This window comes from Providencia sp. PROV175 (genome assembly GCF_032707045.1).
Lineage (GTDB): Bacteria > Pseudomonadota > Gammaproteobacteria > Enterobacterales > Enterobacteriaceae > Providencia > Providencia hangzhouensis.
In genome coordinates this window covers 4,359,648-4,385,598 of sequence record NZ_CP120533.1, presented here as the reverse complement: position 1 = coordinate 4,385,598, position 25,951 = coordinate 4,359,648, and the positions used below count along the sequence as shown (strand labels likewise).

The 25,951-nt window shown below is 37.0% G+C and carries 25 protein-coding genes; 11 read left to right on the top strand and 14 right to left on the bottom strand.

The features are described 5' to 3' along the window. Positions 1-15 precede the first annotated feature (15 nt). The 8 genes from P3L44_RS20110 to cpxR form a co-directional block, all read right to left on the bottom strand. Positions 16-789: a hypothetical protein gene (locus tag P3L44_RS20110; RefSeq protein WP_213942678.1), complete on the bottom strand. Its 774-nt coding sequence runs from the start codon at positions 787-789 to the stop codon at positions 16-18. Then, complete coding sequence (locus tag P3L44_RS20105; protein WP_239354797.1) at positions 786-1,901, bottom strand: glycosyltransferase; 1,116 nt, start codon at positions 1,899-1,901, stop codon at positions 786-788. The genes P3L44_RS20110 and P3L44_RS20105 overlap by 4 nt, the downstream gene beginning before the upstream one ends. Before the next feature lie 14 nt (positions 1,902-1,915). Further along, on the bottom strand, positions 1,916-3,142 hold the full coding sequence (locus P3L44_RS20100; RefSeq protein WP_262961075.1) for an oligosaccharide flippase family protein: 1,227 nt from the start codon (positions 3,140-3,142) through the stop codon (positions 1,916-1,918). Beyond that, positions 3,129-4,334, bottom strand: a complete 1,206-nt coding sequence (locus P3L44_RS20095) for an O-antigen ligase family protein (protein ID WP_239354290.1) — start codon at positions 4,332-4,334, stop codon at positions 3,129-3,131. The genes P3L44_RS20100 and P3L44_RS20095 overlap by 14 nt, the downstream gene beginning before the upstream one ends. Positions 4,335-4,398: 64 nt before the next feature. Next, positions 4,399-5,505 (bottom strand): glycosyltransferase, encoded by a 1,107-nt coding sequence (locus P3L44_RS20090; RefSeq protein WP_239354291.1) that lies wholly within the window; start codon positions 5,503-5,505, stop codon positions 4,399-4,401. Positions 5,506-6,126: 621 nt separating this feature from the next. Beyond that, positions 6,127-7,563, bottom strand: a complete 1,437-nt coding sequence (locus tag P3L44_RS20085) for a capsule assembly Wzi family protein (RefSeq protein WP_239354294.1) — start codon at positions 7,561-7,563, stop codon at positions 6,127-6,129. A 473-nt stretch (positions 7,564-8,036) separates the two neighbouring features. Continuing rightward, positions 8,037-9,407: an envelope stress sensor histidine kinase CpxA gene (gene cpxA / locus P3L44_RS20080; protein ID WP_215954266.1), complete on the bottom strand. Its 1,371-nt coding sequence runs from the start codon at positions 9,405-9,407 to the stop codon at positions 8,037-8,039. Next, positions 9,404-10,102, bottom strand: a complete 699-nt coding sequence (cpxR, locus tag P3L44_RS20075; RefSeq protein WP_004265224.1) for an envelope stress response regulator transcription factor CpxR — start codon at positions 10,100-10,102, stop codon at positions 9,404-9,406. The genes cpxA and cpxR overlap by 4 nt, the downstream gene beginning before the upstream one ends. A 150-nt stretch (positions 10,103-10,252) precedes the next feature. Here cpxR and P3L44_RS20070 point away from each other — a divergent pair, with 150 nt between their 5' ends. From P3L44_RS20070 to P3L44_RS20030, 9 genes are all read left to right on the top strand, one after another. Further along, the gene (locus tag P3L44_RS20070) at positions 10,253-10,822 is read left to right on the top strand and encodes a Spy/CpxP family protein refolding chaperone (protein ID WP_215954265.1); all 570 of its coding nucleotides are present in this window, start codon (positions 10,253-10,255) and stop codon (positions 10,820-10,822) included. 244 nt (positions 10,823-11,066) lie between these two features. After that, positions 11,067-11,369, top strand: a complete 303-nt coding sequence (locus tag P3L44_RS20065) for a type II toxin-antitoxin system RelE/ParE family toxin (RefSeq protein ID WP_096863599.1) — start codon at positions 11,067-11,069, stop codon at positions 11,367-11,369. Continuing rightward, positions 11,366-11,650, top strand: a complete 285-nt coding sequence (locus P3L44_RS20060; RefSeq protein ID WP_004265229.1) for an addiction module antidote protein — start codon at positions 11,366-11,368, stop codon at positions 11,648-11,650. Before P3L44_RS20065 ends, P3L44_RS20060 begins: the two co-directional genes overlap by 4 nt. Positions 11,651-11,732: 82 nt before the next feature. After that, the gene (locus tag P3L44_RS20055; protein WP_094961882.1) at positions 11,733-12,314 is read left to right on the top strand and encodes a HutD family protein; all 582 of its coding nucleotides are present in this window, start codon (positions 11,733-11,735) and stop codon (positions 12,312-12,314) included. A 219-nt stretch (positions 12,315-12,533) separates the two neighbouring features. Further along, a complete protein-coding gene (locus P3L44_RS20050) occupies positions 12,534-13,286 on the top strand; it encodes a M48 family metallopeptidase (RefSeq protein WP_004907010.1) in 753 nt (250 codons plus the stop codon). Between the two features lie 237 nt (positions 13,287-13,523). Beyond that, complete coding sequence (locus P3L44_RS20045) at positions 13,524-14,165, top strand: lysophospholipid acyltransferase family protein (protein WP_140172874.1); 642 nt, start codon at positions 13,524-13,526, stop codon at positions 14,163-14,165. Beyond that, entirely contained in the window at positions 14,162-15,106 is a 945-nt protein-coding gene (locus tag P3L44_RS20040) for a phosphatidate cytidylyltransferase (protein WP_102140623.1), read from the top strand. The genes P3L44_RS20045 and P3L44_RS20040 overlap by 4 nt, the downstream gene beginning before the upstream one ends. A gap of 406 nt (positions 15,107-15,512) precedes the next feature. Then, positions 15,513-16,490: a 6-phosphofructokinase gene (gene pfkA / locus P3L44_RS20035; RefSeq protein ID WP_004265237.1), complete on the top strand. Its 978-nt coding sequence runs from the start codon at positions 15,513-15,515 to the stop codon at positions 16,488-16,490. Between the two features lie 184 nt (positions 16,491-16,674). Beyond that, positions 16,675-17,688 (top strand): sulfate ABC transporter substrate-binding protein, encoded by a 1,014-nt coding sequence (locus P3L44_RS20030; RefSeq protein ID WP_140172872.1) that lies wholly within the window; start codon positions 16,675-16,677, stop codon positions 17,686-17,688. Between the two features lie 242 nt (positions 17,689-17,930). Here the strand turns inward: P3L44_RS20030 and P3L44_RS20025 are convergent, their stop codons facing one another. The 5 genes from P3L44_RS20025 to P3L44_RS20005 form a co-directional block, all read right to left on the bottom strand. After that, entirely contained in the window at positions 17,931-18,887 is a 957-nt protein-coding gene (locus P3L44_RS20025) for an OmpG family monomeric porin (protein WP_272662669.1), read from the bottom strand. 123 nt (positions 18,888-19,010) lie between these two features. Further along, the gene (locus P3L44_RS20020; protein ID WP_239354295.1) at positions 19,011-20,891 is read right to left on the bottom strand and encodes a glycoside hydrolase family 3 protein; all 1,881 of its coding nucleotides are present in this window, start codon (positions 20,889-20,891) and stop codon (positions 19,011-19,013) included. Positions 20,892-21,316: 425 nt separating this feature from the next. After that, complete coding sequence (locus P3L44_RS20015) at positions 21,317-22,261, bottom strand: OmpG family monomeric porin (protein ID WP_140172868.1); 945 nt, start codon at positions 22,259-22,261, stop codon at positions 21,317-21,319. 425 nt (positions 22,262-22,686) lie between these two features. Beyond that, complete coding sequence (tpiA, locus tag P3L44_RS20010; RefSeq protein WP_036959102.1) at positions 22,687-23,457, bottom strand: triose-phosphate isomerase; 771 nt, start codon at positions 23,455-23,457, stop codon at positions 22,687-22,689. Between the two features lie 178 nt (positions 23,458-23,635). Continuing rightward, positions 23,636-24,265 (bottom strand): DUF1454 family protein, encoded by a 630-nt coding sequence (locus P3L44_RS20005; RefSeq protein WP_239354296.1) that lies wholly within the window; start codon positions 24,263-24,265, stop codon positions 23,636-23,638. Between the two features lie 35 nt (positions 24,266-24,300). On the opposite strand from P3L44_RS20005, the gene P3L44_RS20000 reads away from it, so the two are divergent. Next, a complete protein-coding gene (locus tag P3L44_RS20000) occupies positions 24,301-24,720 on the top strand; it encodes a DUF805 domain-containing protein (protein WP_144140839.1) in 420 nt (139 codons plus the stop codon). A 74-nt stretch (positions 24,721-24,794) separates the two neighbouring features. Here P3L44_RS20000 and fpr read toward each other — a convergent pair whose 3' ends face one another. Next, complete coding sequence (gene fpr / locus P3L44_RS19995) at positions 24,795-25,541, bottom strand: ferredoxin--NADP(+) reductase (protein ID WP_239354298.1); 747 nt, start codon at positions 25,539-25,541, stop codon at positions 24,795-24,797. A 183-nt stretch (positions 25,542-25,724) separates the two neighbouring features. Between fpr and P3L44_RS19990 the strand changes: the two genes are divergently transcribed. After that, on the top strand, positions 25,725-25,853 hold the full coding sequence (locus P3L44_RS19990; RefSeq protein WP_256372551.1) for a hypothetical protein: 129 nt from the start codon (positions 25,725-25,727) through the stop codon (positions 25,851-25,853). Positions 25,854-25,951: the final 98 nt, after the last annotated feature.

Here is a 25,951-nt window from a genome sequence, read left to right as displayed (position 1 = left end):
AAATTAGGAAAAAAGTCATTGAATGTTATTTGCTTCAGTCTCATCAAAATGCTTTAATTCTTCTATGCTACCATGTTGGAAGTATAGGAATGGGTCATTAAAATTAATTGGCCTTGTTCTGCCGTATCCAAATGGAACTTTATTAAAGCTCGGCCAGTATGCTAATATTCTTCCAATGCCTCTTAGTTTAAATAAAAACTCGGGTAGCTTAGATAAAAAAGAACTAGAAGCAATGGCAAATTTATTTTCTGGAGCAAGCTGATTGCATGATGATGAAAAATTACTCATTCTATTTATGAATGGCATGTAACCATCTTTTCTGATTATAAAAAATGATTGTTGAGTTGCATATGGTGTTCCTTTACCTGAACCGAACATGTATGGTTTAGTCATCTTCGATATAGCTTCTTCGACTATGAGGTTACCTTTAATTAAAGCATCCTGTTCAATATATACACAATAATCTAAGTCGCAAAGAAAGGCATAATAAACGCCCATTAAGTGGGCTCTAGTAACCCCACACATGTTGCCAAAATGATTGGTAGAATGCCCGAAATTTTTATTTAAAGATAAAAACTCAATTCTTGGGTCATCGAATAAATCTGGCTTAATTGGTGAGGCGGAGTCAACTATTAATATTTTTTCTGGTGAGGTATATTTATTTATACAATCAAACCATTTATTATGAAATAGCTTATCTCTTATTATATCATCACCAATATAATGATTTCTTTTATCGGATTGATGATTGTTATCACACCACCAACCGGAGTATATTAGATATTTCATTTAGTATTACCTTCTATTAAAGATATTAATTTTTGTATTGAAGATTTTTTATTGTAATTATTCATTACATACTCTCTCTTGCTTTTTAAACTGTCAGATTGCTTCTTTTTATTTATATTTTTAATTATCAAGGAGAGTTCATTAATGGCAGATTGTCTATTTTGGCTGGGGTCTGTGAATTGAAACGAATCATTTATATTTATAGCATTGTTCATTATTTCAGAGGGGCCGTATTTGCATTTTGAATATATAATTGAACAACCATAGTATAAACCTTCTAAGACTACGAGGCCAAAGCCTTCGACATAAGAAGGTACAACTAAATAATCTATTTCGCTTAATAGTTCTGGAATATCATCTCGTCGCCCAAAAAAAATAATTTCAGACGAAACTCCAAGTTTTTGGCTAAGGTTAATTAAATCTTGTTTTTGTTCTCCCTCGCCAATTATCCAAAATTTAGTATTGAACTTTATTCCATAAGTACGGGCTAAAGCGATAGCTTCTATTAGTATATCACAGCCCTTTACATGGTTTAATCTTCCAATAAATCCAAAAAGGATATCATTGCAATAATCATTTTTTTGTGTTTTAGATATCATTTTTTGTGGAGGAGTAAAATAATTTTTTATGAGGTGAGTATTTGTTATTCCATAATTATTTGATAATTCATTAATTATACCTTTAGACATGGTTACTACAGGGAGATTGCGTTTTTTTATTAGGTACATCGTGAGTGTTATAAAAATTCTATTTAAAAAATTCCTATTTTTATATGCGACTGAAGGAACGGTATGTATCGATGTGATTTTCTGGTATTTTTTTCTTGAGTGGGTAATAACGTTAATAAAGTTTGCTCTTTCCATGTAAGAGATAACAGTGTCAGGTTTTATTTTATTTAGAGTATTTTTACAGAATATAGTATCACTTAGCAAATTACTACTTGAACCTATAAATAATGATATATTATTGGGTATAGTATATTCAACTCTACCTCTTGGAATAATGATTGAAACATTATATCCATTTTCGGCTAGATCAGTGGCATTCTCAATTGCTATTTTTTCTCCGCCACCAATTGATAGTGTTGGAATAATTATTGCGATTTTTTTCATGTTTATCTTATAAGTTATTTATTGTTTAGGTATTTATTTTTAAATAAATAATGACCGGGAATTAAAATTGTCAAACTTGAGGTCAGTAAACCTATTATTATAGCAAGCCATGATAAATAGTTATATAAAGAAAATGAAATCACTATATTAAATATAAAGCCTGCTAGCATTAATATTAATCTATGATTTTCTAATGAAATACTATTTAATAAATTTAATTTAGATAATGACAATAATTGTATAGGACATAAAAAAAATAAAGATAAGAACATATAAAAGCATGTTATGGGGTAATAGTTAAATATGCCAATGGAAATAATAAGCCACAAAGGGATGGAATATAAAAAATACTTTATTGTGGAGTGTTGAATTACTTTGAATTCATGTTTTAATTTTAATTTAGATTCTTCTGCTAGTTGGTATAGTATTGCTTCTTTTACACCTGATATGCTGTTTAGAAGCATTAAAAACACATTAAAAAAACGAAATGAAATAGCGTATAATCCTGCAATTTCCTTTCCTAAGAGGCTGTATATAAGTATTTTGTCAATGTTTAAATAGGAGTTTCTAAATACTGATGAGATCATGAAATTATGGCCGGATTTCATTTGAGTTATAATTATTTTTGGCAATGAAGAAATGGATGGGAGTACTAACTTATCTTTCCAGATAAAAATCCTAAAAAGAAAAGAGAAAATTGAAATAATAAGGTAAGTATTTATCCAGCTGGAATATGTATCTTCAATTTTCATGTGAAAAAAAAGCAAGAAGAGTGAAGCTAGTAATAACAAGCATGAAGATATTATATTAGTAATAGAATCGATGAAAATACTTCTATCATATTCCGATAGAGCGTATGATTTAAAAATTCCGGGTATCGCAGTAAATGAATATTCGGCTATGAGTATTAATATTAAATCATAGAGTTCTATTGACGTATTTAAAAATGAAAAAAATATTGAAATTAATATAATAGTAAGAATAAGAAGTATAAATGAGGATGAAATATACTCACCAATAATTTTTTTTCCATCCTCCCCTTTTGCACTTCGCCTCATAAACAAATTATAGCTACCATAAGTGCAAAGACATAGTATTATAGAGCTAATGGATATATTTGTTGTAAAACTTGCTATTTCTTGAATGCTTAAAGTAAATGTAAGTACAATAAAATATAAAAAACGAATACCGAAAACTCCGATATTACCAAGTAAAAAAGAAAATAATTTATTGTTCATCATTATAATTTAGAAAAAGAGCGCTTAGTATCAATGCTTGAGGATATGTAATAAAAGCCGCAGGGATTGCAATTATTACCCAACTTAGAATAATTGAAGACTTAAATAAATAATTTTTATTACTGGTTTTTAAGAATAAAATAGTATATTTAAATCCAGCTAGAAAAGCCACTATAATCAAAGCCAACCAAATTATTGGGCCATAAACCAAGGCAATATATAAATGCTCATTATCAGTTGCGGTTATTTCAGCACCAAAGTAATCTTTTCCCCATCCAATAATAAAAAATGATGGTGTTTTAAATGCTGTATCAATCATGTAATCTCTTTTTTCTATCCTACTTTTATAGGAACTCCTTTCAGTTCCTTGTTCAAATAGAGTAGATAAGTAATATAAACCATTCTCTTTGTCTTCTAATTTATTTAATAAGTTGAAGCTAACAGATATAGTTGCACAAAAAATTATAATAACTGAAAGAAAAAAAGCTGTGATAAAGGTTTTCTTTATAAAAAACAAAAATATAAAATAAAAAACTATAACTAACAATGCTAGAAATGCTGTTTGGGATTGCGATAGTAATAACGAAATTAGACCAGCTAAAATTGTGATGGTTTTTATGATTAGTGTGATTTTATTTTTTACATTAAATTTAAACACAACAAAAATTGTTAATAATAAGCAAATCGCTCCATTACTATTGGGGCCCATAGATAAACCAAGAGCTCTTGAATTCAATGCTAATGATTCTTGTACATGTATATTAGAATTGTAAACTAGACTGAAGAAGTTTGTTATTAAAGAGGAGTCTTTATAAAGATATTGAAGAACACAAATAATAAAATTAACCCATAAGTAAAAGATTATTATTTTGATGGCAGGTGATTTTATATGTTCAAACTCATCCTTATATAAAATTAACAGAGCTAAAGGTATAAATCTAAATATTTCAGATAGATCTTTTGATAAATCGCCTGTAATTAGAGAACGTATCCACGATGTAAATATCCAATAAATTATAATCGTTAAAATAAGATATAAGGGAAAACTTTTTTTTGGTTTGGATGAGAATCCAAGTAATAATAATGGTATAATAATTGCTATATGATAAAGATCAAAAAACTTAACTGGAAAAAAAAGAACTATTACAATAAATAAGTTAATAAAAATAGAGGATGCTTTAATATTTATGCGCATTTAGTCCCATCAGCCTTAATATAGTTAGTTAGTTAGTTAGTTAGTTAGTTAGTTTGTTATAAAGCTATATTATCCTAGCTAGTAATTTAGCGATAGTGACATGAATTCCTGATAAAATAGAATTGATTTTTTTAATTATATCGGTTTTTTTATTTTTTCCGCTTATTAAATCATCCCATTCTTTTAATTTTACATTACCGCTTAATTTCCTTTTTTTCTCTAAACTACGAACTAAAAATTTATTTAATCCATTAATAGATACAAAAGCTCGAGATCCTGAATTAACTAGGGTTTCAGTCTGACCACCTCTAATTAAAGTTAAAACGGGAATGTTTACACTTTGTGCTTCAAGAGATGATATAGAAAAGCATTCAGCGGCACCTTTTTCATTTAATCCTGATAGCAGGAAATCACATTTTGAAATAATACTAAATATTTCAGTTTTATTTCTAAGACCATAAAATGTAATTCTGTTATCTATATTACCATTTTCATCTAAAATATCAGAAATGAAAGTGTCCTCATAGTTTTTATTTATTATACCAGTAAGACCTGAAGTGAATCCTTTGTTATCGTATAATGCGCCACTTCCAATGATATGTAATTTTATATTATATCCACTATCAATTAACTTTTTCCACAAAAAAATCAATTGGTGTAATCCTTTTTCTTTTTTTAATGCACCAATAAAGGCTAGATTTAACTCATCATTAAATTCAAAGATATTATTTATATATGTGCTTTTAAGAAAAACTCCAGATTTTAACATAGTAAAGAGTTGATACTTAGAAACACAAATAATACCAGTTAGCGCTCCAGAAGAAAGGAGCTCTTTTTTATCTTTTTGCCGCTCATAATTATGAAGCCAATAATAACTTAAAGAAAAATTATGGCTATATTGAGGGATGAATGTATTAGCGGAACCAACAAAAATAGCTATGGCGTTTTCATTACATAAGGAACTCAAACTACTATTATTTTCATATTGAACACCATCAATAAAAGCATTCTCTCCATTGTGATATACTTTTATGGTATATTTATTTTTAATCTGAGAAATTAATATAAGCGCAGAAAATAAGGTTCCAGAACATGGCTGATCATTTAATTCATTATGATGAACAATAGTTTGTTCATTTATAATAAAAACAATATTATTAGTAGTCATCATACTTTTTGTCAATTCATCTTTTTTATGAAAAATTTGTTAACCCATAGCTACCGCACTGGGTTGTCGGGTCCCAGAGCACCATTGAATTTGTAAATGCATACTTATTAATTGAAAACATTGCATTTTTTGCTAACTTGTTCAATTGATAAGCATAGCTTATTGTTTTTTGACTGCCAAAGGGTATGCCTCAGCATTTATTTGGTCAAGTAAAAAGCGCTTAATAATACCATTAAAGCTAGTTACTGACTATCACTGTGATAGTGTTAGGGAATAGTCCTAACACAATCACCAATAGAATAAGTTATTTTAAATTATTAGGTTATAATCCTATTCTTACGCTTTGTACGCGATTAAATATTTAAGTTAAGTTATTCCTTGTATATCATTGCTTTTAGTGTGGGTTCAATAAAAGCCAGATCCTAATATTTCTATATTTATCCGAATTCCGTGTAGGAATAGATTAATAAAATGCTTAATTGATTATATTAATTAACTTGGTTGTCATAAGGGATTATATGAATGGCGTATTTTTGGCTAGAATAATAATGTTCGAGGGATAAAAAAACGGATTATGCTAAAAACATAACCCGTTTTTGATAAAATATGCTTAATATCTGCAGGCTACCACTTAAACGGCACGTTTACCGTAACGGCAGCGCCTAAATCATTGCGTGTTTCGTAATCAGTTTTAGATACCCAAACTTTCGCATCAGTGCTGACGTCATTGTCAAAGTTATGCCACCAACCGAAATCAACACCTTTGATGGTTTCTGATTTAGGGAATAACTTGTTGCCATCAAAGTTAGATTTATTCACTTTCGCATACATGAGGCGGGTGCTGACACGATTGTCATCATCGAGAGTGTATTCCACTTTGGTCGTGAGCATGCGCCCGTCACCGCCCATTGCGTGGCCTAGTGATGCACCTTGCTGATAGTAGCCCTCAGTATAGATAAAGTGGCGATACATTACGCCATCTTTGTCCCACTCTGTATGGGTGTTCGCGCCTTCAATATACCAATTCAGTGGCTGGCCCCATAAGGTGTGGTAGCCTTCGATACCGCCCATAAAGGCGTTTTTCGATGGGAAGAGGTTAGCCTCGTCTTCACCGACCATTTGGCCATATAAGCTGACAGGTAAGTCGATTAATGGGTAAAGTTTTAGTTTGAAGTCTAAGCCAGCCAACTGGTTACCTGGGTCTTTATTTTTGTCGCCTGTATTATCTTTCCCGCCCATGGCATCCCAGAAGGAATCCCAATTATTAGGGCGGCCATCGCCTCCCCACATGACCACGCGTGAACCACCGAGTTCGAAGAAATCAGTTGGGTTCATGGTCATGCGCAGGCCAATCAGTTTAGTATTTTTGGGATCATACTGTTTGAATTGTGCAGCTGTTAACTGATATTGCCATGAACCAATCCAAGAAAGCCATGGTGTTTCAAATGGGCTTTGGTCTGCACGCTGAATTAAGAAACCGGTCATAGGGCGTGCGGCATCAGTTCGAATTAAGCTGCCGTCGTGGCCGGGGCCCCACCATTGTGGGATCTCACCAAAAGTTACCCACTGGTTCCAAATTTTTACACCACCGTATGAACCATTGAGGTTGTAATCAGAACCATTTTCAACACGTAAAGCACGTTCGCCATTCGCGGTGAGGTTTAAGTCTACATCGTCAGTGCTGTAGTTACCTGAAACGGTATAGCGAATATCACTATATTCACTTTGAGCAAAGCCTTGTGGCATTGAGTTGTGGCTAGATGCAAGGTGAGTTTCTAGTTGAACACTGTTTTTCTTACGGTCAAGGTTCTTTTTAATGCGCTGAATAATGGCTTCTTGTTCGCTATTAGTAATATTTGCATTATTTAAAGAACGTGTGATTTCTTCTTGGGACAGTGGCCAAGTAGATAAGCTAATTTGAATAACGTTACGTTCAGAAAGCCAAGCAAGGTCACTGCGTAAGTTGTTATCTGGTAGAACTAATCCCCCTGCAATGCTTTGTGCACTGATGGTTCCGAGCACAGCAAGTATTGCTAGCTTAGTGAGCTTGAAATTTTTCATTGATAAATCCATTTGAAGTTGAGTTCGCCTAATACTGAACAGGTTAATAAATGAAAACCTATAAATAGAGTTAAAATATGATTATTATCAGCCCACATTATAAGTATCTTAATTTGCATTGAGTTGGGCTTCTGTGCTTTCTATTAACTCAGCTATCACACTTTAACTAAGTAATAACAGAATATCAGATTAATATGTTAGGTATAGGAATTAGTAACATCTTAAGATGTAAAGCGATATGCTTTTTACTAGGCTAGTACGTTGCTAATTTCAAAAATTCTTTTCTATTATTCTTTTTTTTGCGTGTGAAAAATAGCAAAATAGAGTTTTATATTGGTTAGGTATTTGGGGATTGTTGTTTCTAGATGCAATATAGGACTATTCCCTATTAATAGGTATAAGTTAACTGAAAAAAATAAACCCCCATATTGAGAATGAAAATAAGGGGGTTTATTTGTATGAATAAAATTAATTTACCGGCCGTGTTCAGGTAGCCAGATTTGTAACCTTAAACCACCTAATGGGCTATCATCAGCCTTCACCCAACCTTTATGTTGTGTTATCGCGGTTTCAACAATTGCAAGACCTAAACCAGTCCCACCGGTCTCCCTGTCCCGAGCTTCATCCGTGCGGTAGAACGGGCGGAAAATGTGCTCACGGTCAGCAGGGCTAACACCAGGGCCATCATCATCGACAGTGATTAAAATACCGTTATTTTCTTCTTTGAAATCAACGGCAATATGCGTGTGCGAATAGCGTAGTGCGTTACGCACAATATTTTCAAAAGCACTCCCGACAGCAGAAGGGTTGCAATATAGCGGCCAAGGTCCGGGGTTAGAAGTGACCTCGAGGGTTTTGTTCATTTGCTCAGCTTCAAAGCTAGCATCATCTAGGATATCACCCCAAAGTTCATCGGCTTTGATATTTTCACGCAAAATTTCGTTTTTATGCTGGCTACGGGATAACACCAGTAAATCGTTAATCATGCTATCTAGGCGATGGGTCTCGGTTTCAATGCGTTCGAGCTCTTTACTTTCCCCATGGCGACGGCGCAATAAGGCTGTTGCTAGCTGTAAGCGTGTCAATGGAGTTCGTAATTCATGAGAAATATCAGAGATTAAGCGTTGCTGTGCGCTAACCATACCATCAAGTGCGCTGATCATCTGGTTAAAGCTATTCCCAGCAGACAAGAACTCTTGTGGGCCGGCTTCTAGTTCTGGGTGTGGACGTAAATTTCCTTTCGCTACATCGTCCGCGGCCATTTTTAATTTACGAGCAGGGCGGGCGAGACTCCAAGATAACCATAATAATAACGGAGCACTGATCAGCATTGTGGCAATCAGTAATAAGAAAGGCCTATCAAACAATAAGTTAATAAAGTCAGATTGCGGGCTGCTTGCTGGGCGAACTAAATATAGCTGGTAGTGGTCTTCCCCATCGCGAATGGAGAATGGCCCGAGGATTTCAGCTCGTCCATATTTTTTCTTTTTCGGGTGATCTGCGTTATCGGACTGGCCAATAAAGTTACGTATCACCTGCATTTCACTTGGCATAGCACCAATCACACGGCCTTCACTGGTGACGATAATCAACCGTTGGCCGGGTGGTGCCCATTTTTTGATGGCGTTAGAAATTCGCCGCCACCAAAGAAGGTCATTGAGCGGAGCTTGTGCGAGTTCGGCTTCAATATGTTGTTCAAGCATCTCCCCTTGGCGTTGTTCACTCTCCATAAGGACGGTGATTTGCCGAGAGTCGAGCTTGGGAACCATCAGCACTAGCATTAATACTAGCGCGAGGGTAAACCAGAAGATCGCAAAGATCCTTGCGGTTAAGCTGTTGATCATGTGGCAGAAACCATTAAGTATCCGCGGCCACGTAGAGTTTTAAACCACGGCTGGCCATCAGTGCGCTCTGGCAGTTTGCGGCGTAAGTTTGAAATATGCATATCAATAGCACGGTCAAACGGTGTTAAGCGCTTCCCAAGTACTTCTTGGCTAAGGTGTTCACGAGAAACAACTTGGCCTAGGTGCTGTGCGAGCAGATATAACAACGTAAATTCGGTACCTGTTAAGTCCAAAATTTCATCATCAAAGCTGGCTTCTTGGCGGCCTGGGTTAAGTTGCAGTTTATCAACTTGTAAAACAGGGGTATTGCTATTGTCGCCTTGGGTTTGCTCGCTCCAGTTAGAGCGGCGTAATAAAGCACGAATACGCGCGACCAGTTCACGGTCATTGAACGGTTTAGGTAGATAGTCGTCTGCACCTAATTCTAGGCCCAGAACTTTATCTAGCTCACTACCGCGAGCCGTTAACATGATTACGGGGGTCTGATGGATTTGGCGCAGTTCTTTTAATGTCTCAATACCATTTTTTTTCGGCATCATGACATCAAGTAGTAACAGGTCAATGGATGAGTCAATTTGCTGTAATGCCTGTTCACCATCATAGGCGATGACAACATTGAAACCTTCCATTTCCAGCAGTTCTTTTAATAGCGACGTGAGTTCACGGTCGTCATCAACTAATAGGATTTTATGCATTTTTTAAGTCCTCCAACTGCCAAAATACGATAACAATCTGTACGATTCCATGACTTTACGTTCTTTTACATGCTCTGACGCTAGTTTGCAGCCACAGGTGTATATTTGTTCACATTGAATCACGAGCACAGTTCGGAGACAAGGTGTCAAATGCTGAGAACAACACATAGCAAAGTACATAATACAGTACATAAAACCGCAATGTTAGTTTTAGCTTCTGCGTTTGTGTTCGGGCCAGCGGTTGCTTTTGCAGAAGAGCCACAAAGTGCTGCAAATGAAAGTTCAACACCTTTGATGTTACAGATGCAGTCCGAGCCAACTACGCCGTCAGGCAATGCGGTTGTGCCCTTTCAACATCATGAGTTATTTAGCAGTGAAGAACGTGCCAGTACCTTTATGTTTAATGGTATCACGTTAAATGAAAAACAGCGCCAGCAATTACGTGATTTAATGGCAACACAGCGTCATTATCATGTTGATAACACTGCTTTAGTTAAAGAACGTGAAACGCTGCACAAATTAATTATAGCGGATAGCTTTGATGACAAAGCGGTTCGTGAAGAGCTTGAAAAGCGAATGCAAAAAGAACTGGAACAACGTGTTGAAATGGCTCGAATTCACCATGAATTGTACCAGTTGTTAACGCCAGAGCAGAAAACTGAGCTTGAAAATATTCACCAACACAAAATGGCGGAATATCAAGCGATGCAGTTTCAGTAAATTTAGTTGTTAGTACCTGTAGTAATGCAAGTTAGTTAATTTTATATCCTGAGTTCCATAGTAAGTAGTGAAGTAGCAATAAGTGAAGTTTTTCCTTGCCATAGACACCATCCCTGTCTTTTATAGCCCCTGTTAGGGGCTTTTTTTTTATTTCTAAACTAGTCTTTTATTCATGCTTGTTAACTATAGTTGACAACTAAACGAAGATTGCTAAGATAAAAACATAAAGACAAGGAGCAGTCTTATGATCACGGTTCTAACAACGGAATGTTTTGATAGTTGGATTAAAAACCTTAGAGATATTCGAGCTAAAACTAAAATTCTAATGAGAATTAGGCGGTTAAAAAATGGAAATTATGGTGATGTTCAACCCATTGGTGATGGCTTTTCGGAACTGAGGGTACATGAAGGACAAGGGTATCGTGTTTATCTAAAGCAGAAAAATAATGTTATTGTAATTTTACTTTGTGGTGGGACAAAGGCAACGCAGCAGAAGGATATCCATAAAGCTAAACTTCTTTTTGGTGAAGTTGAGGGGGAACTATGAATACTAAATTAAAAGAATTTGATATCGCTGAGTATTTAAACAGTGAAGAAGAAATACAAATGTATCTAAACGAAATTCTAGAAGAAGGTGACCCTAGTCTAGTTCTCGCTGCACTTGGTGATATTGCGAAGGCAAGAAATATGAGCCAATTAGCTAAAGAAGTTGGAATGAGTCGTGAAGGTTTATATAAGGCGCTATCAGGACAGGGAAATCCAACATTTATGACGATTATAAAAATCGTTAATTCTCTCGGATTAAAGCTACAGTTTAAGAGTATCTAAAAAATAGCTTATCTATGATTAGGCTAGCCATTAGCTAAGCTCACTATAAAAATAACGTATCCACCAAAGTAGGGTTCACTTTATGACTCAGATATTAACGACGCAAGATTATCGCAATATGCCTTGGAAAAATGGCCAAGGGTCGACACTTGAATTGGCACGCAGTCATGGTGAAGGTTTAGATGATTTTGATTGGCGAGTGTCTATTGCAGATGTTAAAGCGGCGGGAGCATTTTCGTTTTTCCAAAATCGACAACGTATTATTGGAGTATTGGAAGGGGAAGGATTTATTTTACATGTGGATAAGAACCCTGCGGTGACGTTAAAGCAAAAAGAGTTTTTTGCTTTTAATGGGGAAAGTGAGGTTTATGCGGAGCTTATCCAAGGTGCAATTCGTGATTTTAATGTCATCTATAATCCTGAAAAATATCAAGCCCGCTTACAATGGGTGAATACTGCGCTTATTAACTCTTGGGTCAGTGGAGCAAGTGAGATCTTAATTTTTAATATTACCCCTAATTTGGGGGTGACTATTAATTCAGATTGCTTTTATTTAAAACCATTCGAGACTCTACTAATCAAAGAAAATCGAGAGAATCTACAATTTACTATTGAGCAAAATACAGAAAATGATTTTTGCATTATTGAGTTATTTATTAAATAGTTAGAATTTTTTCACTCTAAATTTAAGTACTATTTGTATGAAGCTTATATAGTACTTATTATTGGAATAATATTCTGCCCATTTTGCAATTTTAGTCAAAACGTTATCAAATTCATATATTAGATAATTATGGCTTTATTCCTATTGTTATTTTTCGCAGAATTTATAGTCTTTAGCGTTGTTAAAAAATAATACCTATATACTAAAGGAAAATGTTCTATGAAGATGAAAGCGCTTGTGGCAGTTGCTGTTTCTGCTGTCATTTTAACGGGTTGTAAAAATTTAGACCAAGGGATGTTGACTAACTCAGGCATGCAATTATTCCAAGCTGCGACACTGACTGACTCTGATGTTAAACAATTAAGTGACCAATCTTGTAAAGAAATGGATGCGCAAAACAAAATTGCTCCAGCGTCTAGCAAGTATGCGAAACGCTTAGACAAAATTGCAAAAGCGCTGGGTAACGAAGTTGATGGTACTCCAGTAAACTATAAAGTTTATCTGACTAGCGATGTCAACGCATGGGCAATGGCAAATGGTTGTGTGCGTGTATATAGCGGCCTGATGGATGTGATGAACGATAACGAAGTTGAAGGCGTTCTGGGTCATGAAATGGGCCACGTTGCATTAGGTCATACACGTAAAGCAATGCAAGTTGCTTATGCGGCAGTTGCTGCGCGTACTGCCGCAGCATCAGCGGGTGGCGTTGTAGAACAACTGAGTGCATCACAAGTTGCAGCTCTGGGTGAAAAACTGATTAACTCACAGTTTTCTCAACACCAAGAAAGCGAAGCAGATAACTTCTCTTATGACTTACTAAAAAAACGTGGTGTTAAAACTGACGGTTTAGTCACTGGTTTTGAAAAATTAGCGAAAATGGGTAGCGGCGAGACAAGCATGTTTGACTCTCACCCACCATCAAGCGAACGTGCACAAAACATCCGTGACCGTATTGCCGCTGACAAAAAATAATATTTAATTATTGACGTTAGTTGAGTGTTATTTTGGTGTAGTAATATGATGATATATTGCTACACCAATCACGTATTTCCTGCTATTTATCTCAATATTACTTTTCTTATATTGCAAATCAGAACTTATCCCGTTGTGCTCCTGTAACCGACTCTCTATCTTGTTAATTAAACGATATTCAGGTCTTTTCGTAATTTTGCAAATTTTCGTTTGATAAAACGTTAGCAAGGAAAAAAGATGGAAAAAGTGCAGAGAATTTCTCTTTTAGCTAAGGGAATGGGCATGCTGTTATCGGGAACCTGCCGTTTATTAACGGGTGTTCGCACTCGTTGGGTAGGGTGCCAACCTTCAATGACCACACGTATTTATTATGCCAATCATTCAAGCCATCTTGATGGTTTGGTTATTTGGTCTGGGTTGCCGCCGTTAATGCGCCATTTTGTTCACCCTGTTGCCGCTAAAGATTATTGGGTTAAGACACCATTTCGGCGTTATTTAGTTAATAAGGTTTTTCGCGCTGTATTAGTCGATAGAAAAGGCGATAAGCCTGCACAAAATAATACATTAGCTCCTTTAGAATCAGTATTAGAGTCAAAGCATTCATTAATATTTTTTCCTGAGGGTACGCGTGGAGATGGGGAAACGCTAAGTCAATTTAAAAGTGGGCTCTACCATCTCGCGAAAAAATACCCTGATGTTGAAGTTGTTCCAGTCTATTTGGAAAATTTAAATCGTGTATTACCGAAGGGGTCAAAGCTTGTTGTGCCTGTGATTTGCTCAGCTATCGTTGGTAAGCCTCTGGAGCCTATTATGGAGAATGAAAATAAAATCGACTTTTTGCAGCGAGCCAAAGAAGCACTTGAGGAGCTAATGCCATGAATATTGGGGACAGGGAATTAGTATTATTGTTGTCAGGTGTGTTTGGGATACTAGTATTTGCTAGTGTTATTGGTGGTATTCTTGCATATCGTTATTCAGGTGAAAAAAGTAACCCAACCATTGATAATTTGAATGCTCGTATCCGCGCATGGTGGGTTATGTGCATTATTTGTGTACTTGCTGTGGTGCTTGGCAATATAGGTGTCGTGATCTTATTCGCACTGATATCGTTCTTTGCACTCAGAGAGTTTATTACCTTAACGCCAACACGGCGAAGTGACCATGAGGCATTATTTTGGTGCTTCTTTGTTTTTATTCCATTGCAATATGTCTTGGTTGGTATTGAATGGTATGGGTTATTTTCAATTTTCGTACCTGTTTTTGTATTCCTTTTCTTGCCTACCCGTATTGCTTTAGCTGGAGATACCTTTCATTTTCTTGAACGCACTGCAAAAATTCAGTGGGGAATGTTGGTGGCTGTTTTTTGTTTAAGCCACGTCCCTGCGTTATTGATGTTGAATATTCAAGGCTATGAAGGCGAAAACGTAAAATTATTACTTTTCTTGATTATTGTGACGCAAATTTCAGATGTGTTGCAGTATGTTTTTGGCAAGTTAATGGGTAAGCGGCCTATTGTGCCTAAGTTGAGCCCAAATAAGACAATTGAAGGTTTTATTGGCGGAGTATTATCTTCAGTACTCATTGGTGTTTGTCTTTACTGGGTAACCCCGTTTAGCTGGTGGGTTGCGGGACTGATGTCATTAGCGATTACCATTATGGGGTTTGTGGGAGGGTTATGTATGTCAGCCATTAAGCGTGATAGTGGCATTAAAGATTTTGGGGCGATTATTGAAGGACATGGGGGCATGCTGGATCGCATTGACTCATTGTGTTTTGCTGCGCCTATTTTTTTCCATTTAACGCGTTATTACTATACATAATCCCATTTTATTTTCGTTTTTGTTCGTTAATCAAAAGAGCACCAAAATGGTGCTTTTCTTTTGTTTTATAGGTACAGCATCGAAGGAATTTAAGTGTTATCATTAATACTTAATTTTTATTTCAAACTAAGATTCAACTAGGGTAATTCGCTTTAGTTGGTACTCTAGGGCTTTTTTTGCATTGAAAGATTTACCTATTGGGGTGATCGGCTAGAATTATGTAAACTGGATCACAATAAAACATAAAAGCTTGATGGAAAGCAGATGCATAATTCACTCTTTGCCGTATTATGCTGCTAGGTGAATCAATTCAGCACTAGTAAGCCAGCGTAATTAGCGTTAAAAAGATTAGCAGCGTAATGGTTTTATCGATTTGCAATTTTATGTTCATTAATCAGAGGTCATCATGGTCAAGCAGATTAAAAGAATTGGGGTTTTAACGAGTGGTGGTGACGCGCCAGGCATGAATGCAGCGATCCGCGGTGTGGTTCGCGCGGCATTAGGTGAAGGTTTAGAAGTCATGGGTATTTTTGACGGGTACCTTGGCCTATATGAAAACCGCATGAAGCAATTAGACCGGTATAGCGTGTCAGATATGATTAACCGTGGTGGTACCTTCTTAGGCTCAGCTCGTTTTCCACAATTCCGTGATGAAAAAGTGCGTGCTGTCGCATTCGATAATCTGAAGAAAAACCATATTGACGCATTAGTTGTTATTGGTGGTGACGGTTCTTATTTGGGGGCTAAAGCACTGACGGAAGCTGGTTTCCCATGTATTGGATTACCGGGAACGATTGATAATGACGTTGCTGGCACAGACTATACCATCGGTTATTTCACTGCACTTGAAACGGTTGTTGAGGCTATTGACCGCCTTCGCGATACCTCGACGTCCCATAAACGTATTTCTATTGTTGAAGTGATGGGACGTTACTGTGGTGATTTAACGCTATCTGCTGCGATTGCTGGGGGCTGTGAGTTCTTAGTGTTACCTGAGCAGGAAATGGCTTTTGACCGCGAAGAACTATTATCAGAAATCAAACGTGGTATTGAAAAAGGCAAACGCCATGCGATTGTTGCTATTACCGAACACGTTTGTGATGTGGGTGAATTAGCGAAATATATTGAGCAGGAAACACACCACGAAACCCGTGCAACGGTTCTTGGTCATATCCAACGTGGTGGTTCCCCAGTTGCTTATGACCGTATTTTAGCATCACGCATGGGGGCTTATTCTATTCAACTTCTGTTGGAAGGCTACGGCGGGCGCTGTGTTGGTATTCAAAATGAAAAATTAGTCCATCATGACATTATTGATGCGGTTATGAATATGAAGCGCGTCTTTAAGAAGGATTGGTTTGATACGGCGAAGAAGCTGTACTAATCCCTCTATAATTGCAAATCTCTCCTGCATAGTGATTTCCCGCTATGCAGGTTTGATCCTGTATTCCAGATAATACTTTGTTCATATATTCCTCATTCTTATAAGTTTTTCTTTTTAATTATTTCCCGTAATTGATGCTATCTGTCAGCCTCCTCCTTATCACAAATTTAATGAGGGAAGGCAAATGACACGTTCATGGCAGGTAAAAAAATCACAATTCACGACAGCATTGCTATTGCTGTTAGCGACAGGGGCTTGGGCGAAAAACATTCAATTGTTGAATGTGTCTTATGATCCGACTCGTGAGTTTTATCAGCAATATAATCAGGAGTTCAGTAATTATTGGAAAAAGAAAACGGGCGATACCGTTACCGTTCGGCAATCTCATGGTGGCTCAGGTAAGCAAGCCATATCAGTGGTGAATGGATTAGAAGCCGATGTTGTTACCTTAGCTTTAGCCTATGATGTTGATGCTATAGCACAAAGTGGCCGTATAGATAAAAATTGGATAAAAAAGCTCCCCGATAATTCAGCTCCTTATACATCGACTATCGTCTTTCTCGTTCGTAAAGATAACCCGAAAAATATCAAAGATTGGGACGACTTAGTCCGCAAAGACGTTTCCGTGGTGACACCAAACCCAAAGACCTCCGGCGGAGCACGTTGGAATTACTTAGCAGCATGGGGCTATGCGTTAGATAAAAATCAGCAAAACCCTGAAAAAGCGAAACAATTCGTTAAACAGCTCTATAAAAATGTGGAAGTACTCGATTCGGGGGCTCGCGGCGCAACCAATAGTTTTGTTGAACGTGGTATCGGCGATGTATTAATTGCTTGGGAAAATGAAGCGTTATTAGCCATAAATGAGTTAGGGGAAAGCGGACAGTTTGAAATTGTGACGCCAAGTATTTCGATTCTCGCTGAGCCAACCGTCGCTGTTGTCGATAAAACCGTCGATAAACGTGACCGCAGGGCGGTTGCAGAAGCTTATCTAGAGCACCTCTATTCTGCGCAAGGGCAGGAAATTGCAGCTAAAAACTACTATCGCCCACGAAATAGCGAAGTGGCCAAAAAATATCAACAACAGTTTCCTGAACTAAAACTGCTGACGGTTGATGGCAGCTTTGGCGGCTGGCAAGCCGCGCAAGCAACCCATTTTGCTAATGGAGGGGTGTTCGACGAAATCATTCAACGCTAATACTCGTCATATTTCAATTTGTAGGGGTGTTGGCTGCACGCACTCGCCCTAGTCACATACTGGTGTATGCTCCTAGGGCCTCGTTTGTTTGCCGCCTACCTACAATTTGAACTATTTAGAGTATTATCTTAGGTGTAATAAATATTTTGAGTAATGATAGTTAAGGGCGGGGATAATAAAAACAGGATTAAAATGGGGTATTATTCCTAGCCTGTGAGGGGCAGACTAGGAATGAGGTTAATTTATTGCCACTGGTATTTGACACCTAACTGGCCAAGATAAAATGTTTGACGGTTATTGCCACCAGAGGTGATACCTGCATTTTTTGGGTTTTCCCAAGTACTAGGTTCAACCGCGAAGCCGCCCCATAGCGTTAGTTTTGGTGTTAAGTTATAAAAAACCTGTGTTCCGACACGGTAGCCGTCTTTAACTTTCTGAGTTGTACGTTTGTTGCTATCGTAGTTATGTTCATTTAAATAATAGCGAAAATAAGGCATTACGCTCCAATCCTGGTTTAACGTGATAGGAAAATAACCGCGAATTTGGTTTTGTTCCCATGTCTTATTAAAGTCTTTATCCCATGTCCAATCGGTGTATAGATAGACTTTGGCGGTTGCAGAGTCGTTGACCTTATAAACAAGTCCGTGTTCGGATTCCCACTCATAACTATTGGGGGCATGGAAATTATCGTAGTGATAAACTGCATCCCAAAAGTTAAATGCCCACTTATCATTGAAATTGTATGTCCCGCTAGGCATTAACCAAAACATAGTATTCGATGGCCGTGCCTGTGTGCCCGGTGCGGAGTCATTTGATTCCTTACGATAGGTGACATTCAAATTGAACTGACCAATATCGCTCGCATACATTTTCCGAGTAGCGCCAATTTGCGTACGATTACGAATAAAAGAATCTTTGGATGTTGAGAAATTGTGGTTGTAGCTTCTTAATGATTCCTTATGTTCCAGAAAAAAGCTCCATTTTGATTCAGGATTCGCTAAAAATAGCTGGCCAACCATCGTGGTTTTGTCGTAGACCTTACGACCGCTGGTATTATGGTGCCCTTCAAATTTTTCGAGTTCCATATAGACGTTGGAAGAAACGTGCCAGTAATCATTATTGACCTGATCAGCTGCGAAAACGGATGTTGTCAATCCTGTGAGAGTAACAAAAAGTAAACCATTCAGTGAAGTTTTCATTTTAACCCTTTAATTTTTATGTATATTTTATTTTTTATGCCTTAGTCCAAGGCGTTAGTGTCTGGCCTTTATACCGTGGGGTATAAAGGCTAAATCATTGTTAATAATTAATAGGTTGTGTAATTAATTGATTGTGGAGTAGGTTTCACCATGACCATAAGGGAACAGCACTTTGTTACCTTGTGAGTTTTTAATATTAACGGGTAGCAACCCTTGAGGTGGGTTTAGCGGCTGGCCGTGAGTGTTAGCAAATAATGTCCGTAAACCGCTGCGAATATTGGTTTCTAACGAATTGCGGTTATTATTGGTGATATCAAATCCGGTAATACCGTAGATGGCAATATTTGCGTTTACATTGTTTAGGTATGCGATGTCATAGGGGTTACGTGAAGAGATAACAACAATAGGGGTTTTAAGTTGGTTTGCAGCATCAATGATAAGCTGAGCATTCGTTGGCGTATCCTTTAAATTATAGGTCGTCAGTAATACCAAATCTTGGTTTTGAACCAGTTTTTTTGCTTCATCTTGAGTTAGCGTATTTTCATTCAATTTAACGACACTTTCGCCTGTAAGAATAGCAACCCCCGTTTCCTGTGCGATATCATTTAACTGTTTTTGAATTAAGGTATTGCGTGGCTTTTCATCAGAAATAATGAAAATTCGATTTAGCGGTTTTAATTGATAGGGCAGCACATTCTCATTTTTAATTAATGTGATAGCCTGCTCAGAAACCATATTTTCAATATCTTTATGGCCTTTTGATGCGACGACTTGTTCTGCCTTCACTAAGTCTATTGGTTGTGCTGTAATTTCTTGCTGAAGCTTTTTCAGCACTACACGTTTTGCGGATTCATCAATACGTTTTTTCAGTTCTGGGTTTTTCTCTGCTTGTGTTTCTAAATAGCGGTACATGTTATCTAAACGAGAAACCGCTTGGGTGTCCCACATTTTAATTGGCATAAGAATAATATCTGAGCCAGCGAGTAACGAGGTTTCTACCGCCCAATTAATATCGAAGTTGTCAGCAATAGCCCCCATATCCATGGCATCTGTCACTATCAAGCCGTCATAGTTGAGCTCATCGCGTAAAATACCATGCAAAATAGGTTTGGAAAGCGTCGCTGGGGTGCCAACTTGTTTACCTGCAAGTGTGGTGATCTTATCGTCATCCAGTGCTGGTACAATGATATGTGCGGTCATGACGGCATCAGCACCATGAGATAACGCGTATTTGAATGGGACGAGTTCAGTGTCTCGCCATGTTTTCGCGTCGGAATTAACAACGGGTAAATCAACATGGGAGTCAGCAGAGACATTTCCATGACCCGGGAAATGTTTAAGTGACGTCAATAAATTATATTTATGAATGCCTTGAATATAGCTGGTGGCCAGAGAGCCAACTAAATTTTTATCATCTGAGTATGAGCGTACCCCAATAACTGGGTTATTTTGGTTGTTATTAACATCAACAACTGGGCCAAAATTGATATTAAAACCAAGACTGGATAGCTCATATCCGTGGATCATCCCTGTTAGCTCTGCAAGGGCTGGGTTACGTGCTGCGCCTAATGCCATATTTCCGGGCATTTCGGTGCCTACGCGTAAGCGGGTGACATAACCCCCTTCTTGGTCGGTACCAATAAATAGTGGAAGGTTACTGCGGGAAGATTGAAGTTTATTAATTAACTCCACAGTTTGTGGTGTATCAATCAGATTTTCTCTAAATAGGATCACCGAACCGAGGTGGTACTGATTGATAACCTTAGAAACTTCATCATTCATAACGAGAAAAGGAGCGGGTTCTCCATGGCTGTCTTTATTCCAATATCTGAAATCTAACATGAAGAGCTGACCAATTTTCTCAGCCTCGGACATATTATTTACTATTTCTTGTGCAGACTTTTGTTTGTCTTGCCATAATTCATTCAATTGGGCTTGTGTTATTGGGTTAGCCATTGAAAATGCACTGAAAATACAAGCACTAAGTAAAGTGAATTTCTTCATTTTTCATTTTCCCTAAGTTATTTTTCAAAAAATAATAAGTGGCTGGATATATTTATGATGTGAGAGTGCTCACAGTTGATAGTATTCTCTCTTTCAGAGTAAGAGGAATAGCGTACAAATAGATAGAGAAGGGGTCTTTATTTATCTCATTGATATTAAATAGCAAATTATCAAGAATAATTAATTTTAACCTAGAATAATTTCAACTTGATATTATTTTGTTATGTGACGTAAGTATAAATTATAATTAAATGGTATTTAAATCGACGGTAGAGCGTAAAAAATTAATGTTTTCACTAATTATTTACTTTTTAATATATTTTATTCTTATATTTAAGTAGTTTTCTAATTTAAAATAGATAAGCCATATGATATTTCACATGGCTTATTTTTTTAAGAGAAATAAGTTAGTTGCAAACCAAAGGTTACCATTGGTATTTTACGCCAATTTTACTTAGGTATAGCGTTTGTTTATTATCATATCCTGACGTAATTCCATTCTTTTTAGGTGATTTCCATGTTGAAGGCTCATAGGCAAACTCACTCCATAAAGTCAGTGATGGGGTGACTTGGTATTCCACGAGAGAGCCAATGCGGAAGCCATTTTTAATTTCCTGTGTTAAATAATTATTTTTATCATAGGTATTTTCTTGTAAGAAATAACGTGCATAGGGGGTGATTTTCCAGTTGGGTTTAATGGTAATGGGTAGGTACGCACGAACTTGTGATTGTAAAAAGCGGGTGCTGAAATGTTTATCCCATTGGTTATCAATATAAACAGTGAATTTTGCTTTTAATGCATCTGAATATTTATAGGTCACACCAAATTCGGTTTCTGCTTCATGACTGCTGTCATTGAAATAATTACTGTAATAAAAATAAGAGAGCCAAAAGTTAAAAGACCAATCATCATTGAAACGGTACTCGCCGGCAGGAGTTAAGCCATATAAACGATTCGAAGAACGTGCTTTGGTGTTGGGTTCGACATCGTTTGACTCTTTTCTGTAACGAAAACCAAGCTCTAAGTCTGATGTTGGGGTGTTAATCATTTTCTTGATAGCATCAATTTGCGTGCGATTTCTAATGTAAGAATCCCGTGAAGTCGTGAAGTTACGGCCATGATTCCTTAAAGATTCGCGGTGTTCAAGAGCAAAGCGCCAGGCAGATTGCGGGTTGAAAAGCTTTAGTTGCCCAACGGCGCTGATTTTATCGTAGACTTTATTATTAAATGAATCCCGTTGTCCTTGATATTCTTCTATTTCCAAATAGATATTGGTATTAACTCGCCAAGAGTCATTATTTAATTCAGAGAAACAAATTGTAGGGAATATAATTATGATGCTATAGATTAAACCAACTATATATTTCATATTTATCCTTCAGGGTGAGTTTTATTAATGTTAATTATCTAGTTGAGCGATTAGAGAGATAAATGTGTATTAACTTTTATAGATTGTCTACCGTTATTATTTAATAGATGATGAATGGTATATATAAATTAAAAATCTAATAAGTTGCATCTTGTTGTTATTTTTGGGAATTTTATTATTGTTGGTATAAAGGTGTGTTTTTATTTATAATTTTATTTAAGATTTTTAATCATATGTTTATTTGTTAGTTTTAAATTTAATTAATAAATATTGATTTTATTTAAAACTAAGTGGTAATTGTATTATATGGTTGGTAATTATGAGAATAATAAAAATATTAATATGATGATTTTATTCATGTTGGAATTAATGAAAACAAAAAACCGCCAATATTTGGCGGTTAATCTCAAGGTATTAAAATAACCTTATTTAGATTTTTTCGCTTCAGCAGCCGCTTTAACAATAACAGCAAAAGCGTCAGCTTTCAGAGAAGCGCCACCCACTAAGGCACCATCGATATCTGGCTGGGTAAATAGCTCAGCTGCGTTGCTGGCATTAACAGAGCCGCCGTATTGTATGATAACTTGTTCAGCAATGGCTGCATCTTTTTTCGCAATATGAGTACGAATAAATTTATGGATTGCTTGTGCTTGTGCTGGTGTTGCTGATTTACCTGTACCGATAGCCCAGATTGGCTCATAAGCGATAACGGCACCTTGGAAAGCTTCTGCACCTAAAGAATTCAATACGGCATCGATTTGACGAGCGCAGACTTCTTCGGTTTTACCCGCTTCATTTTCAGCTTCAGTTTCACCAATACACAGTACTGGGATCAGGCCTTGTTCTTTTAAGACAGCAAATTTCTTAGCGACAAATTCATCACTTTCGTTGTGATAAGTACGGCGCTCTGAGTGGCCGATAATGATGTATTTGGCGCCAACATCTTTTAACATTTCAGCAGAGGTTTCACCTGTAAATGCACCTGATAGGTTAACGTCAACGTTTTGTGCACCTAACGCAATACGGCTACCTGCTAACGCGTGTTTAGCTTGGGTTAAGTAAATTGCAGGTGGTGCAATAGCCACATCACAGCCATCAACGCTGCTTAGTTCATTACGCAAGCCAGCGACGAGGTCATTGACCATCTGTGTGCTGCCGTTCAGTTTCCAGTTACCCATTACCAATGGATGTCGCATGTTATTTCCTCCAACCAGAGAGTTTGAATGATTAATCAATAAGTTATTCATCACACGCTTATGTTACACGCGTAACGTGACAATGTTGTGGCCATTCACCTTCTGCATTATAAGAACAATGGATAATAATAGCTTTGCTTTTCATCATGCTTGTTCTTAGAGCGTGATCACAGTCAGTTTAGGGTGTTTGTTGTTCTAGCTTAATCGGTTCAACAGCAAAAGTAAGCACATTATTGTCACTTTTTACTAAAATATATCTTAAAGCGCCTAATCGAGCTTCTTCCGCGTGAGTTGCACTATTATTGGCAATAAATTTATTTAAGGCTTCCGTAAGCTCAGGGGCTTTATCCAGTGAAACTTCAGGGGCAAATATACGGACCATTGCCATGGTATAACTTTCCATTAATTGTCGATTTTTTTGGTTTTCTTGTGGGTTATCAGACGGTAGTAATGTGATCTGTAAACTTTTAATTTTTTCACTTCCGCGTTCTAACACCGCAGAGGAATAAATTTGTTGGTTAATTCGAGAAGCTGCTCGAATATAGGGAGCTGCGATATCTTGGCTAGCAATTACTTTATATTCATGAAGATATAAGTCTTTGTATGCTTGATTGAATTGGTTACGTAATTCAGGAATAGTGAGGTTAAAAGAAGGCGCATCAGGGGCCAAATAGGAGACCTCAAAGTCAGTATCTGGCAGCGTTGGGACTTTTTGAGCAAAAGCCAGTTGTGGCGCACTAAGTACAAAAATGGTTATGATGGCGTATACAGAACGAAATAAAGTTTGGGTCATTTTTGAGCCACTCATTTTTAGTTTTCCACATTGTATCAGGATTATAGGTAATGACATTACAACAATGGGCTTTTTCCTTCAAAGGCCGTATCGGTCGCCGGCCATTTTGGGTAGGTATTGCAGTCATTTTTATTTTAATGACGGTAATTGCCCTGTTACAAAATGCACTGCTATTCTCTGAAACACTTGCTATATCGTTATTTATTTTACTACTTTACCCTTTGGCCGCTATCTTTGTGAAGCGTTTACATGACCGTGGAAAATCGGGTGGGTGGTTTACGCTGATTTTATTGGCATTTGCTCTTTTTTCAATCGACGTCAGCCAATTTGAACCTGTATGGCAATGGGGGATAGGGCGCTTTTTGCCATTATTAATTACTGTGATAATGGTACTTGATTGCGGAGCTTTTGTGGGAATGGATGGTGTTAATCACTACGGTGAAGAAACAGAAACTGTGGATTATTTATAGCGTCAATACCATGTGACCCGACTACCATATAACATGAATGCTACCCTGAAAATATTTCAGGGTAGCATTCTAAATTACCAGTATTGCTCACTCGAAATATGGCCAGGTTTGCGGCGTAAATGTTTAACCATGTTACGGTTATTTTTTAGTGTATCGCGAGTGTCCCTGACCATTTCAGGGTTACCGCATAGCATAACGTGGCAGGTATCAGGCGAAAGGGCTAGGCCAACAGCGTCTTCGAGTGCATGATTTTCAATTAAGGCTGGAACACGGCCATATAATGAACCTGTACATTGTTCGCGGCTCACCACGGTGACAATTTTTAATTTCCCTTGATATTGTTGTTCCAACTTTTTCATTAAGGGCAAATAACTTAAATCTTTCTCATAACGGACCGCGTGGAGTAAAACAATGTTCTCGAAGCGCTCAAGGTCTTTGCCTTCCTGTAAAATAGACAAAAAAGGCCCAATGGCGGTACCTGTTGATAACATCCATAAATTTTTACATTCAGGGATTTCGTCTAGAACGAAGAAACCTGCTGCTTCATTTGTGATCTGTAACGTATCATCGGGTTTTAATTGTGCTAATTTTGGGCTAAGTTTCCCTTCGGGGACGATGACAAAATAAAATTCAAGTCGGTTATCACTAGGTGCGTTGACGTAAGAATAAGCTCGCTGAATACGTTCGCCTTCGATTTCGAGTGCCAGTTTGGCGTATTGTCCGGCGGTAAAGGGTTTAATTGGCGCCTCAATGACTAAGCTGAATAATGAATCAGTCCAAAATTTGGCTTCAATCACTGTTCCTGTTACCCAATTTGCCATAGATCCCACCTCTTCATATTTTAAAATCGACCATCTGAAAAATAACTCATTTTTGATGTGAATGAGCCAAAGCATGGTTCACTAGGATTTAATACTAAAACAGTTCATTATTTATGCTTATCGATAATGTGTTCCAGTGTTTTATTCTTAATATTGGTCTATTTTAAAGTTCAATGTACAGTTATGTTGACAATGCTGGCGAATATTACTGCCATTGTTGAAAAATATAAAATGTCGCACTACTACGAAAAGATGGCTGCTTTTGTTATCTTAGTCACACTCAAGCAAAACGCATTATTTGCTATTTATTAAAAATGGCATAAAAGCGTAGAGCAGTATTTTTATATTGATAATTAAGCACCTAAATAATTTTGCGTTATTACAATGAAATAATGCGGCGTTATTTTGTG

Excerpts from the sequence above, each read along its gene's own strand:
- P3L44_RS20110 (WP_213942678.1), bottom strand. The coding sequence starts at position 789 with ATGAAATATCTAATATACTCCGGTTGGTGGTGTGATAACAATCATCAA.
- P3L44_RS20105 (WP_239354797.1), bottom strand. The coding sequence starts at position 1,901 with ATGAAAAAAATCGCAATAATTATTCCAACACTATCAATTGGTGGCGGA.
- P3L44_RS20100 (WP_262961075.1), bottom strand. The coding sequence starts at position 3,142 with ATGATGAACAATAAATTATTTTCTTTTTTACTTGGTAATATCGGAGTT.
- P3L44_RS20095 (WP_239354290.1), bottom strand. The coding sequence starts at position 4,334 with ATGCGCATAAATATTAAAGCATCCTCTATTTTTATTAACTTATTTATT.
- P3L44_RS20090 (WP_239354291.1), bottom strand. The coding sequence starts at position 5,505 with ATGATGACTACTAATAATATTGTTTTTATTATAAATGAACAAACTATT.
- P3L44_RS20085 (WP_239354294.1), bottom strand. The coding sequence starts at position 7,563 with ATGAAAAATTTCAAGCTCACTAAGCTAGCAATACTTGCTGTGCTCGGA.
- cpxA (WP_215954266.1), bottom strand. The coding sequence starts at position 9,407 with ATGATCAACAGCTTAACCGCAAGGATCTTTGCGATCTTCTGGTTTACC.
- cpxR (WP_004265224.1), bottom strand. The coding sequence starts at position 10,102 with ATGCATAAAATCCTATTAGTTGATGACGACCGTGAACTCACGTCGCTA.
- P3L44_RS20070 (WP_215954265.1), top strand. The coding sequence starts at position 10,253 with ATGCTGAGAACAACACATAGCAAAGTACATAATACAGTACATAAAACC.
- P3L44_RS20065 (WP_096863599.1), top strand. The coding sequence starts at position 11,067 with ATGATCACGGTTCTAACAACGGAATGTTTTGATAGTTGGATTAAAAAC.
- P3L44_RS20060 (WP_004265229.1), top strand. The coding sequence starts at position 11,366 with ATGAATACTAAATTAAAAGAATTTGATATCGCTGAGTATTTAAACAGT.
- P3L44_RS20055 (WP_094961882.1), top strand. The coding sequence starts at position 11,733 with ATGACTCAGATATTAACGACGCAAGATTATCGCAATATGCCTTGGAAA.
- P3L44_RS20050 (WP_004907010.1), top strand. The coding sequence starts at position 12,534 with ATGAAGATGAAAGCGCTTGTGGCAGTTGCTGTTTCTGCTGTCATTTTA.
- P3L44_RS20045 (WP_140172874.1), top strand. The coding sequence starts at position 13,524 with ATGGAAAAAGTGCAGAGAATTTCTCTTTTAGCTAAGGGAATGGGCATG.
- P3L44_RS20040 (WP_102140623.1), top strand. The coding sequence starts at position 14,162 with ATGAATATTGGGGACAGGGAATTAGTATTATTGTTGTCAGGTGTGTTT.
- pfkA (WP_004265237.1), top strand. The coding sequence starts at position 15,513 with ATGGTCAAGCAGATTAAAAGAATTGGGGTTTTAACGAGTGGTGGTGAC.
- P3L44_RS20030 (WP_140172872.1), top strand. The coding sequence starts at position 16,675 with ATGACACGTTCATGGCAGGTAAAAAAATCACAATTCACGACAGCATTG.
- P3L44_RS20025 (WP_272662669.1), bottom strand. The coding sequence starts at position 18,887 with ATGAAAACTTCACTGAATGGTTTACTTTTTGTTACTCTCACAGGATTG.
- P3L44_RS20020 (WP_239354295.1), bottom strand. The coding sequence starts at position 20,891 with ATGAAGAAATTCACTTTACTTAGTGCTTGTATTTTCAGTGCATTTTCA.
- P3L44_RS20015 (WP_140172868.1), bottom strand. The coding sequence starts at position 22,261 with ATGAAATATATAGTTGGTTTAATCTATAGCATCATAATTATATTCCCT.
- tpiA (WP_036959102.1), bottom strand. The coding sequence starts at position 23,457 with ATGCGACATCCATTGGTAATGGGTAACTGGAAACTGAACGGCAGCACA.
- P3L44_RS20005 (WP_239354296.1), bottom strand. The coding sequence starts at position 24,265 with ATGAGTGGCTCAAAAATGACCCAAACTTTATTTCGTTCTGTATACGCC.
- P3L44_RS20000 (WP_144140839.1), top strand. The coding sequence starts at position 24,301 with ATGACATTACAACAATGGGCTTTTTCCTTCAAAGGCCGTATCGGTCGC.
- fpr (WP_239354298.1), bottom strand. The coding sequence starts at position 25,541 with ATGGCAAATTGGGTAACAGGAACAGTGATTGAAGCCAAATTTTGGACT.
- P3L44_RS19990 (WP_256372551.1), top strand. The coding sequence starts at position 25,725 with ATGTTGACAATGCTGGCGAATATTACTGCCATTGTTGAAAAATATAAA.